16 protein-coding genes are annotated in these 16,245 nt (G+C 69.3%); 14 read left to right on the plus strand and 2 right to left on the minus strand.

The features are described from left to right. The first annotated feature begins 20 nt into the window (after positions 1 to 20). Positions 21 to 1,421, plus strand: coding sequence for a UDP-N-acetylmuramate--L-alanine ligase (gene murC, locus QFZ26_RS17255; protein WP_307044302.1), 1,401 nt, complete (start codon positions 21 to 23; stop codon positions 1,419 to 1,421). Between the two features lie 36 nt (positions 1,422 to 1,457). Here murC and QFZ26_RS17260 read toward each other — a convergent pair whose 3' ends face one another. Further along, positions 1,458 to 1,727, minus strand: coding sequence for a hypothetical protein (locus QFZ26_RS17260; protein ID WP_307044304.1), 270 nt, complete (start codon positions 1,725 to 1,727; stop codon positions 1,458 to 1,460). A 1-nt stretch (position 1,728) separates the two neighbouring features. Between QFZ26_RS17260 and QFZ26_RS17265 the strand changes: the two genes are divergently transcribed. The 12 genes from QFZ26_RS17265 to QFZ26_RS17320 all read left to right on the plus strand — a co-directional run bounded on the left by QFZ26_RS17265 (position 1,729) and on the right by QFZ26_RS17320 (position 14,373). Continuing rightward, on the plus strand, positions 1,729 to 2,508 hold the full coding sequence (locus tag QFZ26_RS17265) for an FtsQ-type POTRA domain-containing protein (protein WP_307044306.1): 780 nt from the start codon (positions 1,729 to 1,731) through the stop codon (positions 2,506 to 2,508). A 176-nt stretch (positions 2,509 to 2,684) separates the two neighbouring features. Continuing rightward, entirely contained in the window at positions 2,685 to 3,881 is a 1,197-nt protein-coding gene (gene ftsZ / locus QFZ26_RS17270; RefSeq protein ID WP_307044308.1) for a cell division protein FtsZ, read from the plus strand. A 25-nt stretch (positions 3,882 to 3,906) separates the two neighbouring features. Further along, on the plus strand, positions 3,907 to 4,584 hold the full coding sequence (locus QFZ26_RS17275) for a YggS family pyridoxal phosphate-dependent enzyme (protein ID WP_307044310.1): 678 nt from the start codon (positions 3,907 to 3,909) through the stop codon (positions 4,582 to 4,584). A gap of 33 nt (positions 4,585 to 4,617) precedes the next feature. Continuing rightward, positions 4,618 to 5,091 (plus strand): cell division protein SepF, encoded by a 474-nt coding sequence (locus QFZ26_RS17280; protein WP_307044312.1) that lies wholly within the window; start codon positions 4,618 to 4,620, stop codon positions 5,089 to 5,091. Positions 5,092 to 5,097: 6 nt separating this feature from the next. Continuing rightward, the gene (locus QFZ26_RS17285) at positions 5,098 to 5,412 is read left to right on the plus strand and encodes a YggT family protein (protein ID WP_307044314.1); all 315 of its coding nucleotides are present in this window, start codon (positions 5,098 to 5,100) and stop codon (positions 5,410 to 5,412) included. A 117-nt stretch (positions 5,413 to 5,529) separates the two neighbouring features. Beyond that, complete coding sequence (locus tag QFZ26_RS17290) at positions 5,530 to 6,216, plus strand: DivIVA domain-containing protein (protein ID WP_307044317.1); 687 nt, start codon at positions 5,530 to 5,532, stop codon at positions 6,214 to 6,216. Continuing rightward, entirely contained in the window at positions 6,206 to 6,850 is a 645-nt protein-coding gene (gene lspA / locus QFZ26_RS17295; protein ID WP_307044319.1) for a signal peptidase II, read from the plus strand. Before QFZ26_RS17290 ends, lspA begins: the two co-directional genes overlap by 11 nt. After that, positions 6,850 to 7,770, plus strand: coding sequence for an RluA family pseudouridine synthase (locus QFZ26_RS17300; RefSeq protein ID WP_307044321.1), 921 nt, complete (start codon positions 6,850 to 6,852; stop codon positions 7,768 to 7,770). The genes lspA and QFZ26_RS17300 overlap by 1 nt, the downstream gene beginning before the upstream one ends. 78 nt (positions 7,771 to 7,848) lie before the next feature. Then, the gene (dnaE, locus tag QFZ26_RS17305) at positions 7,849 to 11,376 is read left to right on the plus strand and encodes a DNA polymerase III subunit alpha (RefSeq protein ID WP_373460736.1); all 3,528 of its coding nucleotides are present in this window, start codon (positions 7,849 to 7,851) and stop codon (positions 11,374 to 11,376) included. 44 nt (positions 11,377 to 11,420) lie between these two features. Next, positions 11,421 to 12,728 (plus strand): histidinol dehydrogenase, encoded by a 1,308-nt coding sequence (gene hisD, locus QFZ26_RS17310; RefSeq protein ID WP_307044325.1) that lies wholly within the window; start codon positions 11,421 to 11,423, stop codon positions 12,726 to 12,728. Positions 12,729 to 12,792: 64 nt separating this feature from the next. After that, the gene (gene nrdR, locus QFZ26_RS17315; RefSeq protein ID WP_307044327.1) at positions 12,793 to 13,266 is read left to right on the plus strand and encodes a transcriptional regulator NrdR; all 474 of its coding nucleotides are present in this window, start codon (positions 12,793 to 12,795) and stop codon (positions 13,264 to 13,266) included. 42 nt (positions 13,267 to 13,308) lie between these two features. Next, positions 13,309 to 14,373, plus strand: a complete 1,065-nt coding sequence (locus QFZ26_RS17320; protein WP_307044331.1) for a quinone-dependent dihydroorotate dehydrogenase — start codon at positions 13,309 to 13,311, stop codon at positions 14,371 to 14,373. On the opposite strand, the gene QFZ26_RS17325 is transcribed toward QFZ26_RS17320, so the two are convergent. Continuing rightward, on the minus strand, positions 14,370 to 15,428 hold the full coding sequence (locus tag QFZ26_RS17325; RefSeq protein ID WP_307044334.1) for an App1 family protein: 1,059 nt from the start codon (positions 15,426 to 15,428) through the stop codon (positions 14,370 to 14,372). The two genes, QFZ26_RS17320 and QFZ26_RS17325, sit on opposite strands and share 4 nt — an antisense overlap. Positions 15,429 to 15,536: 108 nt before the next feature. Between QFZ26_RS17325 and QFZ26_RS17330 the strand changes: the two genes are divergently transcribed. Beyond that, entirely contained in the window at positions 15,537 to 16,199 is a 663-nt protein-coding gene (locus QFZ26_RS17330) for a TetR/AcrR family transcriptional regulator (RefSeq protein WP_307044336.1), read from the plus strand. Positions 16,200 to 16,245 lie beyond the last annotated feature (46 nt).

Genomic DNA, 16,245 nt, shown 5'->3' on the forward strand with positions numbered 1-16,245 from the left:
GAGGAAGAACCGCCCCGACCGTGACCATCAAGCCCGACCTGAACGCCCAGATCCCAGCCGAGCTCGGCGCCGTGCACTTCGTCGGCATCGGCGGCTCGGGAATGAGCGGCATCGCGCGCCTGTTCATCGGTGCCGGCCACCGGGTGACGGGATCCGACGTGCGCGACTCCGACAACATCGCCGCGCTCCGCGCACTCGGGGCAGAGATCGCGATCGGTCATGATGCGGCGAACGTCGGCGACGCCGACGCCGTCGTCGTCACGGGTGCGCTCTGGCAGGACAACCCCGAATACCAGCTGGCGCTCGAGCGCGGGATCCCGGTGCTGCACCGCTCGCAGGCACTCGCCTGGCTCATCGCGGGGCAGCGGCTCGTGTCGGTCGCGGGCGCCCACGGCAAGACCACCTCCACCGGCATGATCGTCACGGGCCTGCTCGCGCTCGGCGAAGACCCCAGCTTCGTGAACGGCGGGGTGATCGAGGAGCTTGGCCTCTCGGCCGCGGCCGGCGACGGCGAGCTGTTCGTGGTCGAGGCCGACGAGTCCGACGGTTCCTTCCTCCTCTACGACACGTCGGTCGCGCTCATCACGAACGTCGACCCCGACCACCTCGACCACTACGGCTCGCTCGAGGCCTTCGAGCAGGCGTTCGTCGACTTCGCCGACCGCGCGGGTGAGTTCGTCGTGATCTCCTCCGACGACGCCGGTGCGACCCGCGTCGGCAGCCGGCTCGCGCACGATCGGGTCGTCACGTTCGGCGAGGCTGCCGACGCCACGGTGCGCGTGCACTCCATCGAGACCGACGGTCCCGTGGCATTCGCGATCGACCATGCCGGCACCACCTATCGCGCCCGGCTGCGTATCCCCGGCCGGCACAACGCGATCAACGCGGCCGGTGCCTTCGCGGTGCTCGTCGGGCTCGGCTTCGACCCGGAGACTTCCCTCGCCGGCATCGCCCGCTTCGCCGGCACCGGCCGACGCTTCGAGCTGCACGGCACGGTCGGCGGTGTGAGCGTCTACGACGACTACGCGCACCACCCGACCGAGGTTGCTGCGGCGCTCTCCGCGGCTCGCACGGTCGTCGGCGGTGGCCGCATCATCGCCGTGCACCAGCCGCACCTCTACAGCCGCACCCGCCTCTTTGCGAAGGAGTTCGCCGAGGTGCTCGAGACGTACGCCGATGAGACGGTCGTGCTCGATGTCTACGGCGCGCGCGAGGACCCCGAGCCCGGTGTCACGGGTGCGCTCGTGAGCGAGCGGTTCGCGGATGCCTCGCACGTCGCGTTCCTCGCAGACTGGCAGGAGGCCGCCGACTACACCGCGAAGATCGCGCGCGACGGCGACTTCGTCATCACGCTCGGCTGCGGCGACGTCTATCGCATCGTGCCGCAGCTGCTGGGTTCGCTCGAGCGGGAGCGCGGATGAGAGCGCGCCGCGTGTGAAGCGGCCGCAGGGCTTCGATCAGCCGGCGCCGGCCCGGCGACCCCGCGCTGCGGAGCCGCCGGCGTCGACTCCTGCCCCGACGACGCGATCATCGTCCCGCCTCGAGTCCCGCCCGCCGGTTCCAGGCGGCCGGGCGACCGCGATCGGCGTCGACGCCGATCGCGTCACGACCGAGCCGATCACGGTCGTGACGTCGAGTCCTCGAGCCGGCCTCGGCGCCCGCACGCCGGTCGGCGTGACGGGTGCGACGCCGACCGCGGCGGAGCCGGCGAGGTCTCCGGTCAGCACCGTGCATTCCGGCGACCCGCGTGCGGCGAAGCGTGCGCTCGCTGCCGCCGCGCGGGAGCGGCGCAGATACGAACGGCAGGAGGTCCGGCGCTTCACGAAACGGTCGCGGCGGCGCCGCATCGCGTGGTCGGTGGCCATCGGGTCGGTCCTCGCCCTCGTCGTGGTGGTCGTGGTCGGCGCATACTCGCCCTTGATGGCCCTGCGCGAGGTGCGCGTGGAAGGGGCCCAGCGCATCGCCCCGGCCGAGATCGAGGCCGCCTTCGCACCGACGCTCGGCACGCCGCTGCCGCTCGTCGCGAGTGCCGATGTGCACGAGGTGCTCACGGCCTTCCCGCTGATCGAGACGTATTCGACTGAGACGATCCCGCCTGGAACGGTCGTGGTGCGCATCGTCGAGCGCACGCCGGTCGGAGTCGTCGAGACCGGTGACGGACTCGCCCTCGTCGACGCTGCCGGCGTCGTCATCGAGCGGCCGTCGGAGCGCCCCGAGGGTCAGCCGCTCATCACCACCGACGGCGGCATCGCGGGAGAGGGCTTCCGGGCGGCTGCGGCGGTGATCCGCAGCCTGCCGGCAGAGGTGCGGGGGCAACTCGTGGCCGTCCAGGCGGAGACGGCCGACGACGTGCAGCTCGAGCTCGGCGGCGGCGCATCCGTGCTCTGGGGGAGTGCCGAGGAGTCCGCGCTGAAGGCGACGGTGCTCGCCAGGCTCATGGGGGCGGCGCCGCCCGACACGGTCACGTCCTACGATGTCTCCTCGCCGCGGAGTCCCGTGTGGGAGTGATGCGCGCTCCGCGGCATCCGCTCGGGTGAATACGGGCGGCGGTTCGCGACACGCTGGCGCGCCTTTCCCGGCACGGGCGACGGGGCACCTACCGTCGTCTTAGGAATTGCATACTCAGCATAACTTTAACCTTCGACTAGAGGTTCAGGGTTCAGAGTTCGCACGGAAGGCCGGTCATGTCGACAAACCAGAACTACCTCGCCGTCATCAAGGTCGTCGGCATCGGCGGCGGCGGTGTCAACGCCGTCAACCGCATGATCGAACTCGGGCTCCGTGGAGTCGAGTTCATCGCGATCAACACCGACGCGCAGGCGCTGCTGATGTCCGACGCCGACGTCAAGCTCGACGTGGGGCGCGACCTCACGCGGGGTCTCGGCGCCGGCGCAGACCCCGAGGTGGGCCGTCGCGCCGCGGAAGACCACGCCGAAGAGATCGAGGAGGCCCTCGCGGGTGCCGACATGGTCTTCGTCACCGCAGGCGAGGGCGGCGGCACCGGCACCGGTGGCGCCCCGGTCGTGGCCCGCATCGCGAAGTCCATCGGCGCGCTCACGATCGGCGTCGTGACGAAGCCGTTCGGCTTCGAGGGCAAGCGGCGCCAGACGCAGGCCGAACAGGGCGTCGCGCGTCTGAAGGAAGAGGTCGATACCCTCATCGTCGTGCCGAACGACCGCCTGCTCGAGATCAGCGACCGCGGCATCTCGATGCTCGAGGCGTTCGCGACGGCCGACCAGGTGCTCCTCGCCGGTGTGCAGGGCATCACCGACCTCATCACGACTCCCGGACTCATCAACCTGGACTTCGCCGACGTCAAGTCGGTGATGCAGGGCGCCGGTTCGGCGCTCATGGGCATCGGCTCGTCGAGGGGGGCCGATCGTGCGATCAAGGCCGCTGAGCTCGCGGTCGCGAGCCCGCTGCTGGAGGCTTCGATCGACGGCGCCCACGGCGTCCTGCTCTCGATCCAGGGCGGATCGAATCTCGGCATCTTCGAGATCAACGACGCCGCCCGCCTCGTGCAGGAGGCCGTGCACCCCGAGGCGAACATCATCTTCGGTGCCGTCATCGACGACACGCTCGGCGACGAGGTGCGGGTGACCGTCATCGCCGCCGGCTTCGACGGCGGGGAGCCGACGTCGAGCGCCAAGCCGGTCGAGGCGAAGCGTCCGAGCTTCGCGTCGGCAGCCGTCGGCGCGTCGGTCGGGGGCGGCTCGCTCTCCACGGCGACGAGCGACGTCATCGGCGAGATCGACATCGACGAGCTCGTCGAAACCGCCAACTGGGGCGAGGCGAGCACGAGCAGTGGCGATCAGATCGTCTCGGATCCGGCCTTCGACGACGAAGGCGACGACCTCGACATCCCCGACTTCCTGAAGTGAACGCTCGGCTCGCTCGACGATCGGCGTGGCCGTGAACGGCCTCGCCGACCGCCTCGCGAGCGTACGCGCCTCCATCGCGGATGTCGCGCGCGATGCCGGGCGTGATCCGAACGAGCTCACCACCATCGTCGTGACGAAGTTCCAGCCGGCATCACTCGTGGCGCAACTCGCCCACCTCGGCGTGCGCGATGTCGGCGAGAACCGCCACCAGGAGGGGCAGGCGAAGGCTGCGGAGCTCGCGCCGCTCGGCCTCCGCTGGCACTTCGTCGGCCAGCTGCAGAGCAAGAAGGCCAAGCAGGTGCGCGAGTACGCATCCGTGATCCACTCGGTCGACCGGCCGGCCCTCGTCGATGCGCTGCGGTCTGATGAGGCATCCGTCGACTGCTTCGTGCAGGTGAACCTCACCGACGACCCGGCGCGTGGCGGCGTGCCGCCCTCCGAACTCGAGGCGCTGGTCACGCACGTGGCGGACACACCCGGGCTCCGTCTCCTCGGACTCATGGCGGTGGCGCCCCTCGGCGAGCCCGCGAGGCCGGCGTTCGCGCAGGTGCGGGTGCTGTCCGAACGCATCCTGCGAATCGTCCCCGAAGCACGCAATCTGTCCATGGGGATGTCACACGACTTTCGTGAGGCGATTTTGGAGGGCGCGACACACCTCCGGATCGGCAGTGCAATCACCGGGAATCGGCCGGACGCCGGTTAGCCTCGAAGAGACGGAATACAGACGGAGGCAGCGATGTCGAACCCGCTCAAGAAGACCATGGTCTATCTCGGACTCGCCGATGAGGAGTTCGAGCAGGACCCGCCGCAAGCGAGCGCGCCGACCCCTGCACCCATCGTGCACGCGGCGCCTTCCCCGAGAACCGGTGCAGCGGTGACGCCGCTGCGCAAGCACCATGTACAACCGAGCACACCGCAGGCGGAGATGAACGAGATCCTGACCGTGCACCCGCGTCAATACCGCGACGCCCAGGTGATCGCCGAGTCCTTCCGCGAGGGGGTACCGGTGATCATCAACCTCTCGCAGATGTCCGATGGAGACGCGCGCCGGCTCATCGATTTCGCGAGCGGCCTCTCGCAGGGCCTCTACGGCAAGATCGAGCGCGTCACGAGCAAGGTCTTCCTGCTCTCGCCTGCGCACGTCGTCGTCTCGGGCGAAGCCGGCGAAGCCGAAGGCGACGTCGACGCGTCGTTCTTCACGCACGCGTAGCTGAACGTGGGCGCACTCGCCGTCGTCTGGAACATCCTCTACACGCTGCTCCTGATCTACTTCTTCCTGATGTGGGCGCGGTTCGTGCTCGACCTCGTGCGCACGTTCAATCGATCGTGGCGACCTCGTGGAGGATGGCTCATCGTCGTGGAGACGATCTACAGCGTCACCGATCCGCTCGTGCGCTTCTTCCGGCGACTCGTGCCGCCGATCCGCATCGGGCAGATCGCACTCGACCTGGGGTGGAGTCTCGCGATGCTCGTCGTCATCATCGCCATGACCGTGGTGTCCTGGTTGGCCGCAGCGGCCGCCGCCGGATGACCGAATTCCCGCGAGGGTGACAGGCCGAGACGAACGGCTCTCACCTCTCTCAGGATGTCTTTGCTACCGTTAGCTGCACGTGATCCAACAGTTCGACAGATTTGAGGGTGGGAAGCCATGGCGCTAACTCCGGAAGATGTGGTCAACAAGCGCTTCCAAGCGACGAAGTTCCGGGAAGGGTACGACCAGGATGAGGTCGACGATTTCCTCGACGAGGTCGTGGTCGAGCTTCGTCGGCTGAATCAGGAGAACGAAGAGCTGCGCCAGCGCGTGGCGGCGGCAGAGTCCCGTGCCGCGGAGGCCTCGAAGGCTCCCGCCGCGCCGGCCCCTGCCGCGGTCTACACCGAGCCGGCCGCGCCGCCGCCCACTGTGGCGGTGCCGATGCAGGTGTCGCAGCCGCAGTCGGAGCTCGACGAGCAGACCTCGACGACGAACCTGCTCCAGCTCGCACGACGTCTCCACGAGGAGCACGTGCGTGAGGGCGTCGAGAAGCGTGATGCGCTCATCGCCGAGGGCCACGCCACCGCGGCGCGCGTCGTCGCCGAGGCAGAAGCCAAGCAGCGCGCCCAGATGGGCGTGCTCGACCAGGAGCGCCTGGCGCTCGAGAAGCGCGTCGACGAGCTGCGCGTCTTCGAGCGCGAGTACCGCCAGAAGCTGAAGAGCTACATCGAGGGCCAGCTGCGCGAGCTCGACACGGCTGCGCCGGTGGCGGTCTCCGGCAACCAGGGCTTCTCCGCACCGGTGGGCGCATCAGGGCTGCCCGCAGAGCAGCCTGCGCCGACCTTCCAGGGCTTTGGCGGCTGAGCGGGCCGCGAAGGTCGGCACCACCACCGCCCTCCTGGTCTTGGCCGGCGCCGCGATTGCGGCGTACGGCCTCGACCAGTTGAGCAAGTTCCTCGTCGTCTCCAACCTCACCGAAGGTGAGGTCGTCTCGGTGCTCGGTTCCCTGCTTCAGTGGCAGTTCGTGCGCAACCCCGGAGCGGCCTTCTCGCTCGCGAGCGGCATGACCTGGATCTTCACGATCCTCGCGGCCGGCGTGATCACCTTCATCGTGTGGTTCGCCCGGCGCATCCGCTCGGTCGCCTGGGCGGTCGTCTTCGGGCTCCTGCTCGGCGGCGTGCTCGGCAACCTCACCGACCGGCTCCTGCGAGAGCCGAGCTTCGGCCTCGGTCACGTCATCGACTTCATCTCGACGCCGTGGCTCATCCCCGCGATCTACAACGTGGCCGACATCTCGATCCTCACGAGCATGGTGCTGTTCATGATCCTCACCATCCGGGGAATCGGCCTCGACGGCACGCGCGAGCCACGGCCGACGAAGGGCGAGCAGGCGACTGCGGTCGACGGCGAGCCGCGCGATGAGGCGGCCGCCAGTGACCTCGCGGCCGGTGACGGGCGCACGCCGTCGTCGGGCGTCCACCTCGCGCACGAGGCCTGATGGAGCACCGTTCGTTCCCCGTTCCCGACGGGCTCGAGGGCGCGCGCGTCGATGCCGGCCTCGCCAAGCTGCTCGGGTTCTCTCGCACGCTGGCGGCGGACATCGCCGCGAGCGGCGGGGTCACGCTCGACGGGGCACCCGTCGACAAGTCCGATCGCCTCCGGGCTGGCGCGTGGCTCGAGGTGAGCTGGGAGGCCCCGCGCACGTTGCAGGTCGATCCCATCCCGGTTCCCGACCTCGGCATCGTCCACGACGATGACGACCTGGTCGTGGTCGACAAGCCGGCGGGCGTCGCCGCGCACCCGTCGCTCGGCTGGGACGGCCCGACGGTCGTGGGCGCCCTCGCGGCAGCCGGATTCCGCATCTCGACGTCGGGAGCACCCGAGCGCCAAGGCGTCGTGCATCGCCTCGACGCCGGGACGAGCGGGCTCATGGTCGTCGCGAAGTCGGAACGCGCGTACACCGAGCTGAAGCGGCAGTTCCACGACCGCGAGGTGGAGAAGATCTACCACGCGGTGGTGCAGGGCCACCCCGATCCGTTCGCGGGCACGATCGACGCCCCGGTCGGGCGGCACCCCCGTTCGGAATGGAAGTTCACGGTCATCTCGTCGGGCAAGCACGCCGTGACGCACTACGAGACACTCGAGGCGTTCCCGTACGCGTCGCTGCTCGAGGTGCAGCTCGAGACCGGGCGCACGCACCAGATCCGCGTGCACATGGCGGCGCAGCGGCATCCGTGCGCCGGCGACGGCATGTACGGGGCCGACCCCACCCTCTCGGCGCGGCTCGGGCTCACGCGGCAATGGCTGCACGCCAAGCGACTCTCGCTGACCCACCCGGGTACGCGGGAGTGGACCACCTTCGAGTCGGAGTACCCCGCCGACCTCGCGCATGCCCTCGGCGTGCTTCGCGGCGACTGACTCCGCTCGTCGCGGGCCCCGACGACGGTCGGTCGCCATAGACTTTGAAGACCCCCGAACCGACCTCGCAGCATCCCGATGAGGAGCCCAGTGGCCACCGATTCCTTCGTCCATCTGCACGTGCACAGCGAGTACTCGATGCTCGACGGCGCCGCCCGGGTCGGAGAGCTCATCCAGGCTGCGAAGGGCGAGGGGATGCCGGCCGTCGCCATCACCGACCACGGCAACGTGTTCGGTGCATACGACTTCTGGAAGCAGGCCACCGACGCCGGCATCAAGCCGATCATCGGCACCGAGGCGTACATCACCCCGGGCACGCACCGCAGCGACAAGACCCGCGTGCGGTGGGGCTCGGGCGGCGGCGACGACGTGTCGGGCTCCGGTGCGTACACGCACATGACGCTGCTCTCAGCGAGCACCGAGGGCATGCACAACCTCTTCCGCCTCTCGAGCCTCGCGTCGATCGAGGGCTACTACTTCAAGCCGCGCATGGACCGCGAGATCCTGCAGCAGTACTCGAACGGCCTCATCGCCACGACGGGGTGCCCGAGTGGCGAGGTGCAGACCCGGCTGCGACTCGGCCAATACGACGAAGCCGTGCAGGCGGCATCCGACTACCGCGACATCTTCGGCCGTGAGAACTACTTCGCCGAGATCATGGACCACGGCCTCGGCATCGAGAAGCGCATCATGGACGACCTCCTGCGCCTCTCGAAGCAGCTCGACCTGCCGCTCGTCGCGACGAACGACCTGCACTACACGCACGCGCACGACGCGAAGAGCCACGCGGCGCTGCTCTGCGTGCAATCAGGCTCGACGCTCGACGACCCGAACCGCTTCAAGTTCGACGCCGACGAGTTCTACCTGAAGACCGCCGCCGAGATGCGCCACGTCTTCCGTGACCACCCCGAGGCGTGCGACAACACACTGCTCATCGCCGAGCGCTGCGACGTGAAGTTCAACACGAACGCCAACTACATGCCGCGGTTCCCGGTGCCCGAGGGCGAGAGCGAAGAGAGCTGGTTCGTGAAGGAGGTCGAGCGGGGCCTGCACGTGCGCTACCCGAACGGCATCCCCGACCAGGTGCGCAAGCAGGCCGACTACGAGGTCGGCGTCATCCTGCAGATGGGGTTTCCGGGCTACTTCCTCGTCGTCGCCGACTTCATCAACTGGTCGAAGAACAACGGCATCCGCGTCGGTCCCGGCCGCGGCTCGGGCGCGGGCTCGATGGCCGCATACGCCATGCGCATCACCGACCTCGATCCCCTGCAGCACGGCCTCATCTTCGAGCGGTTCCTGAACCCCGACCGCGTCTCGATGCCCGACTTCGACGTCGACTTCGACGAGCGTCGCCGCGGCGAGGTCATCAAGTACGTCACCGACAAGTACGGCGACGAGCGAGTCGCCCAGATCGTGACCTACGGCACCATCAAGGCGAAGCAGGCCCTCAAAGACTCCTCGCGCGTGCTGGGCTTCCCGTTCGGCATGGGGGAGAAGCTCACGAAGGCGATGCCGCCGGCGATCATGGGCAAGGACATCCCGCTCTCGGGAATCCTCGACAAGGACCACCCGCGCTTCAAGGAGGCCGGGGACATCCGGGCCATCATCGAGACCGACCCCGAGGCGAAGACCGTTTTCGAGACGGCGCTGGGCCTCGAGAACCTGAAGCGCCAGTGGGGCGTGCACGCCGCCGGCGTCATCATGTCGAGCGATCCGCTCCGCGACATCATCCCGATCATGAAGCGCGAGCAAGACGGACAGATCGTCACGCAGTTCGACTATCCGGCGTGCGAAGCCCTCGGCCTCATCAAGATGGACTTCCTCGGGCTCCGCAACCTCACGATCATCGACGACGCCCTCGACAACATCGAGGCCAACCGCGGCTTCCGCCCCGTGCTCGAAGACCTGGCACTCGACGACCCCGCTGCCTACGAGCTGCTCGGCCGCGGCGACTCGCTCGGCGTCTTCCAGCTCGACGGCGGTCCGATGCGATCACTGCTGCGGCAGATGAAGCCCGACAACTTCGAGGACATCTCGGCCGTCATCGCGCTGTACCGCCCGGGGCCGATGGGCGCGAACTCGCACATCAACTACGCGCTGCGCAAGAACGGCCTGCAGCCGATCACGCCCATCCATCCCGAGCTCGAGGAGCCGTTGCGCGAGATCCTCGACACGAGCTACGGCCTCATCATCTACCAGGAGCAGGTGATGGCGATCGCGCAACGGGTCGCCGGGTTCTCGCTCGGCCAGGCCGACATCCTCCGCCGCGCGATGGGCAAGAAGAAGAAGTCCGAGCTCGACAAGCAGTACGCCGGCTTCAGTGGCGGCATGAAGGCGAACGGCTTCTCGGATGCCGCGATCAAGACGCTCTGGGACATCCTCCTGCCGTTCTCCGACTACGCCTTCAACAAGGCGCACTCGGCCGCCTACGGCGTGCTGAGCTACTGGACCGCGTACCTGAAGGCGCGCTTCCCGGCCGAGTACATGGCCGCCCTCCTGACGAGCGTCGGCGACGCACGCGACAAGCTCGCGCTCTACCTCAACGAGTGCCGTCGAATGGGCATCAAGGTGCTGCCGCCCGACGTCAACGAGTCGATCGGCTACTTCGCGGCCGTCGGCGACGACATCCGGTTCGGCCTCGGCGCCGTGCGCAACGTCGGCTTCAACGTCGTCGATGCCATCCGCTCGGCGCGCGACGAGAAGGGTCGGTTCGAGTCCTTCCACGACTTCCTGAAGAAGTCGCCGCTGCAGGTCGCCAACAAGCGCACCGTCGAGTCGCTCATCAAGGCCGGCGCGTTCGACTCCCTCGGCGCCACCCGTCGGGCCCTCATCGAGGTGCACGAGAGTGCCGTCGAGTCCTCGGTGGCCGAGAAGCGGGTCGAGGCCACCGGGCAGGCCGGCTTCGACTTCGATTCGCTCCTCGCCGACCACGCCGCAGAGCCCGTCTCGCTCGTGCCCGACCGGCCCGAGTGGGCCAAGCGCGACAAGCTCGCCTTCGAGCGCGAGATGCTCGGCCTCTACGTCTCCGAGCATCCTCTCGACGGCCTCGAAGTGCCGCTCGCGAAGCACGCCTCGACGACGATCACGGAGCTGATCGCCTCGGACTCCACGCAAGACGGCGAGACCGTGACCATCGCGGGCCTCGTCACGAGCGTGCAGCACCGTGTCGCCCGGCAGAGCGGCAACCAGTATGGAATGATCCAGGTCGAGGACTTCTCGGGCGAGATCACCGTGATGTTCATGGGCAAGGCGTACCAGGAGTTCGCGCCGGGGCTGAAGAGCGACTCGATCGTCGTCGTACGTGGCCGCGTGAGCATGCGCGACGACGGCATGAACCTGCACGCCTACAGCGTCTTCACGCCCGAGCTCGGCCAAGGCGACGACTCGGGGCCCGTCGTCATCTCGCTGCCCGATGTACGCGCGACGACCGACACCATCTCGGCTCTCGGCGACGTGCTCGTCCGGCACGCGGGTGATACCGAGGTGCGACTGAAGCTCGTGAAGGGCCGTACCGCGCGCGTGTTCGAGCTGCCGTACCCCGTGCAGGTGACCGCCGACCTGTACGGCGAGCTGAAGAGCCTGCTCGGGCCGAACTGCCTCGTGTGACGCGAGCGCCTCGGCCGAGTGATGCGTCGATAGGCTGGAACCAAATGTTGCGCACCATCGACCTCCGTGGAACCCGTCCGACTCCGGCCGGCATGCTCGCCCTCGTGCCGCGTGCCGCGACGGATGTCTCGGCGGCACTCGACGCCGCCCGCACGATCATCGACGAGGTGCGCCGGCACGGTGCGGCAGCGCTCCTCGACCAGTCCGAGCGGTTCGACGGCGTGCGCCCGGCGGCGGTGCGCGTCCCAGCCTCCGAGCTCGCGGCGGCCCTCGACGAGCTCTCGCCTGAGGTGCGCACGGCTGCCGTGCAGACCATCGAACGGGTTCGCGCAGCGAGTGCGGCACAAGTGCCCTCGTCCCAGACGACCGTGCTCGGCGACGGCGCGGTCGTCGAGCAGCGATGGCAGCCGGTCGCACGGGTCGGGCTCTACGTTCCCGGCGGCAAGGCCGTCTATCCGTCGAGTGTCATCATGAACGTCGTCCCGGCACAGGTCGCCGGCGTGCGATCGATCGCCCTCGCCTCGCCGGCGCAGTCCGGGTTCGACGGCCGCATCCACCCCACGATCGCCGCGATCGCCGCGCTGCTCGGCATCGACGAGGTCTACGCCATGGGCGGAGCCGGCGCGATCGGCGCCTTCGCCTACGGTGTCGAAGACGTCGGGCTCGCCCCGGTGCAGCGCGTGACCGGTCCCGGCAACGTCTACGTCGCCGCGGCGAAGCGGCTCGTGCAGGGCGTGACCGGCATCGACGCCGAGGCGGGTCCCACCGACATCCTCGTCATCGCCGACGACTCCGCCGATGCCGACTTCGTGGCCGCCGACCTCATCAGCCAGGCGGAGCACGACGAGCTCGCGGCATCCGTGCTCGTGACAGATTCACCGGCGTTCGCCGCGCGCGTGCTCGAGCGGCTCGGAGCGCGCGCCCGCGCGACGAAGCACAGCGAGCGGGTCCTCACCGCGATCGAAGGCCCGCAGTCGGCGCTCGTGCTCGTCGACGACCTCGAACAGGCCGCCGACTTCGCGAACGCATTCGGACCGGAGCACCTCGAGATCCAGGTGCGGGATCCCGAGGCGACGCTCGCGCGCATCGAGAACGCCGGCGCGATCTTCGTGGGCGAGTTCTCACCCGTGAGCCTCGGCGACTATGCGGCCGGGTCGAACCACGTGCTCCCGACCGGCGGACAGGCTCGGTACGCGGCGGGGCTCTCGGCAGCGACGTTCCTGCGCCCCCAGCAGATCGTGCGCTACGACGAGGGCGCCCTTCGCGAGGTCGCTCCCGTGATCGCGGCGCTCTCCGCCGAGGAGGACCTGCCGGCACACGGGGAGGCCGTCACCGCTCGCTTCGAGCGATGACGGGTGTCGAGGCGAGCTGGGCCGCAACCGCCATGCTCCTGGCCGCCGCTAGGCTGGATGCACCATGTACTGCCCCTTCTGCCGCCACCCCGACTCCCGTGTCATCGACTCGCGCACGAGCGACGACGGCCTCTCGATCCGGCGGCGCCGGCAGTGCCCCGAATGCGGCCGCCGCTTCTCGACGACCGAGACGGCCAGCCTCGCGGTCATCAAGCGCAGCGGCGTCATCGAGCCGTTCAGTCGCGAGAAGGTCGTGCTCGGCGTGAAGAAGGCGTGCCAGGGTCGACCGGTCACCGACTCCGACCTCGCGGTGCTCGCCCAGAAGGTCGAGGAGACGATCCGTTCGACCGGTGCCTCGCAGATCGAGGCGAACGACATCGGCCTCGCGATCCTGCCGCCGCTCCGCGAGCTCGACGAGGTCGCGTACCTCCGGTTCGCGAGCGTCTACCAGGCGTTCGAGTCGCTCGACGACTTCGAGTCGGCCATCGGCCAGCTTCGCGCCGAGCACGGCCACCTGCCGGCTCGACCGGTCGACTGAGGGCGCGGCGAACCGGCGCGCCTCCGATAGCCTGAGGGCGGCATGTATCGACTCCTCTTCTCCCTCGTCCTCTCGCACATGGACCCCGAAGACGCGCATCACCTCGCGTTCCGGGTCATCCGACTCCTTCCGACGCTCGGCCTCGGCCGGCTCGTCGAGCGCTTCACCGCACCCGACCGTTCGCTGGAGGTCGAGACGCTCGGACTCCGGTTCCCGTCGCCGTTCGGCGTCGCCGCCGGGTTCGACAAAGACGGCCATGCCGTGAGCGGCCTCGGACATCTCGGGTTCGGGCACGTCGAGGTGGGCACCATCACCGCCGTCGCGCAGCCCGGAAACCCGCGGCCGAGGCTCTTCCGGCTCGTCGCCGACCGTGCGCTCGTAAATCGCATGGGCTTCAACAACGGCGGGGCGGATGCCGCTGCCGGCCGCCTCTCGCGGCTGTCGCGTCGCTCGCATCGCCCGGTGCTCGGGGTGAACATCGGCAAGAGCCGGGTCACTCCGGTCGAGGACGCCGTCGGAGACTACGAGCGCAGCGCCCGAGTGCTCGCGCCCTTCGCCGACTACCTCGTCGTCAACGTGAGCTCGCCGAACACGCCCGGCCTTCGCGGCCTGCAGGAGCTCGATGCGTTGGCACCGCTCCTCGAGACGGTGCGCGAGGCCGCGGGGTCGACCCCGCTGCTCGTGAAGATCGCCCCTGACCTCGACGACGCCGAGATCGTGCGCATCTGCGAGCTCGCACAGCAGCTGCGGCTCGACGGCATCATCGCCACGAACACCACCATCTCTCGCGATGGGCTCGTTGCAGCGGCATCCGCGATCGAGGCCATCGGAGCCGGCGGACTCTCGGGGGCTCCGCTCGCCGCGCGGTCGCTCGAGGTGCTCCGCCTCGTGCGTGCGAACGTGCCCGCCGAGTTCTGCGTCGTCTCGGTGGGCGGTGTCGAGACCGGCGCCGACGTGCAGCGCAGGCTCGACGCCGGCGCCACGCTCGTGCAGGGCTACTCGGCGTTCATCTACCGCGGACCGCTCTGGGCTCGCCAGGTGAATCGGGAGCTTGCGCGGCTGCGACGATCGCGGGTCACGTCGCCCGCGATGGCGTCGTCGGACTAGAGCACGCCGACGTCGGCGAGGCGGTCGGCGATCGCCGATCCGTCGCTCGCCGAGACCCACGGGACGTCGGTGTCGTGCTCTTCCGCCTTCGTGCGTCCGCCGGCGAGCACCGCCTCGCCGGTGGAGAGGCGACGGATCGCCACGGCCGCGACGCTGCCCGGGTGGTCGGCGGAGAAGCGCGCGTAGAGCTCCTCGTCGTGCTGGCCGTCATCTCCGATGAGGAGCCAGCGCACCTGCGGGAACTCCTCCGCGAGGCGGCGGAGGTTCTCCGCCTTGTGGTCGCGACCGCTCCGGAACCAGCGATCGTGTGTCGGACCCCAGTCGGTGAGCAGCAGCGGCCCGGCCGGGTAGAGGTTGCGCGAGAGGAACCGGGTGAGCGTCGGTGCGACGTTCCATGCGCCGGTCGACAGGTAGATCACGGGCGCGCCGGGGTGCGAGCGCACGAGACGTTCGAAGAGCACCGCCATGCCCGGCGTCGGGATGCGAGCGTGCTCGTCGAGCACGAACGTGTTCCAGAACGCCACGAACGGTCGCGGCAGCGCGGTGACCATGACGGTGTCGTCGACGTCGGAGATGATGCCGAACTGGACGTCGGGGCCGACGATCCAGATCGGTGCCTCGACGCTCACGGAGCCGGCCGTGCTCAGGGTCGCACGATGCCAGCCGGGGGAGAGGGCGACGGGGACCTTGGTGTCGACGACGCCGCCGCGATCGGCGAGCACCTCGATGCGTTCGCCGCCGACCTCGATGACGACGGAGACGTCGCCGACGGGCACGCTCGTGAAGCTGCGCCAGCCCCTGATGCCCTGCTCGCCGCGCCGACGTCGGCGCTTCGACTGCTCGTTGGCGGCGACCGGCTTGCTGAGCAGCACGCGGCAGAACACCCGGACCCATTCGGTGGAGCCGTAGCCCGTATATGGCACGACGGTGGGAACGTGCCCCCGCCGCCTCGCCCAGCGTTCACGGATCTCGTGGAGCCAGTCTTCGAGGCGTGCGGCACGATGCCGGACCTCGTGCTCTCGGGATCCGGCCGGAGTGGGGGAGCTCGCCGACATCCACTCAGTCTGTCATGCGTGCTCGTCCCGCCACGAAACGCGCCCGGCGCATGGTCGGGATCACGGCATTCCGCCGGGTAGAGTGGAGGCCGCAACTGAGGAGGTTCCGTGCCGAATGTCGACCTGATCCTTGGGGCCGATCCAAGCCGGAGACGCTCTGTACGTACTGAGCCCACCCAGCGGCGAAGCACCCAGCGACTTGATGCCCTGCTCGACGCAGCAGCCGAGATCGTCGACGAGTCCGGCTTCGAGCGACTGACCACCCAGATGGTCGCCGAGCGCGCCGGTGCCTCCATCGGCACGGTCTACCGCTATTTCCCCGACCGCGTCGCCGTGCTGCACGCGCTCCGTGAGCGCTCGGTGCGCCGCTTCCGCGAGCGGGTCGCCGACGACCTCGAACGCACCGAACTCGCCTCGTGGTGGGAGATCATCGATGTGTCCCTCGAGGCATGCGCCGCCCTCTACCGTGACGAGCCGGGGTTCAGCGTCGTGCACGCCGCGCGTCGCGAGACCGCCGACGGCGACATCGAGCCCGAGTTCGCACACCGCCTGGCGAGCCTCATCGAAGCCGAGTTCGGGCCCGACGTCGAGCAGGCGGAGTTGCGATTCCGCCTCGGGGTCGCGATCGAATTGGGCGACGCGCTCATCAGCCGAGCGTTCGAACGCCACGAGGCGGGAGACGAGCGGTACCTCGCGGAGGCGAAGCGGCTCGTGCACGCCTACCTCTCGGAGCACCTCGGCGAGGCGATCGCCTCGAGTGCCGCAGCCTGACGCGCCGCGCCGAGCCGCGCGTTGCCTCGACGCGCGAATGATGTTT

It is taken from the genome of Agromyces ramosus, from assembly GCF_030817175.1.
In the GTDB taxonomy this organism is placed as follows: Bacteria; Actinomycetota; Actinomycetes; order Actinomycetales; family Microbacteriaceae; genus Agromyces; species Agromyces ramosus_A.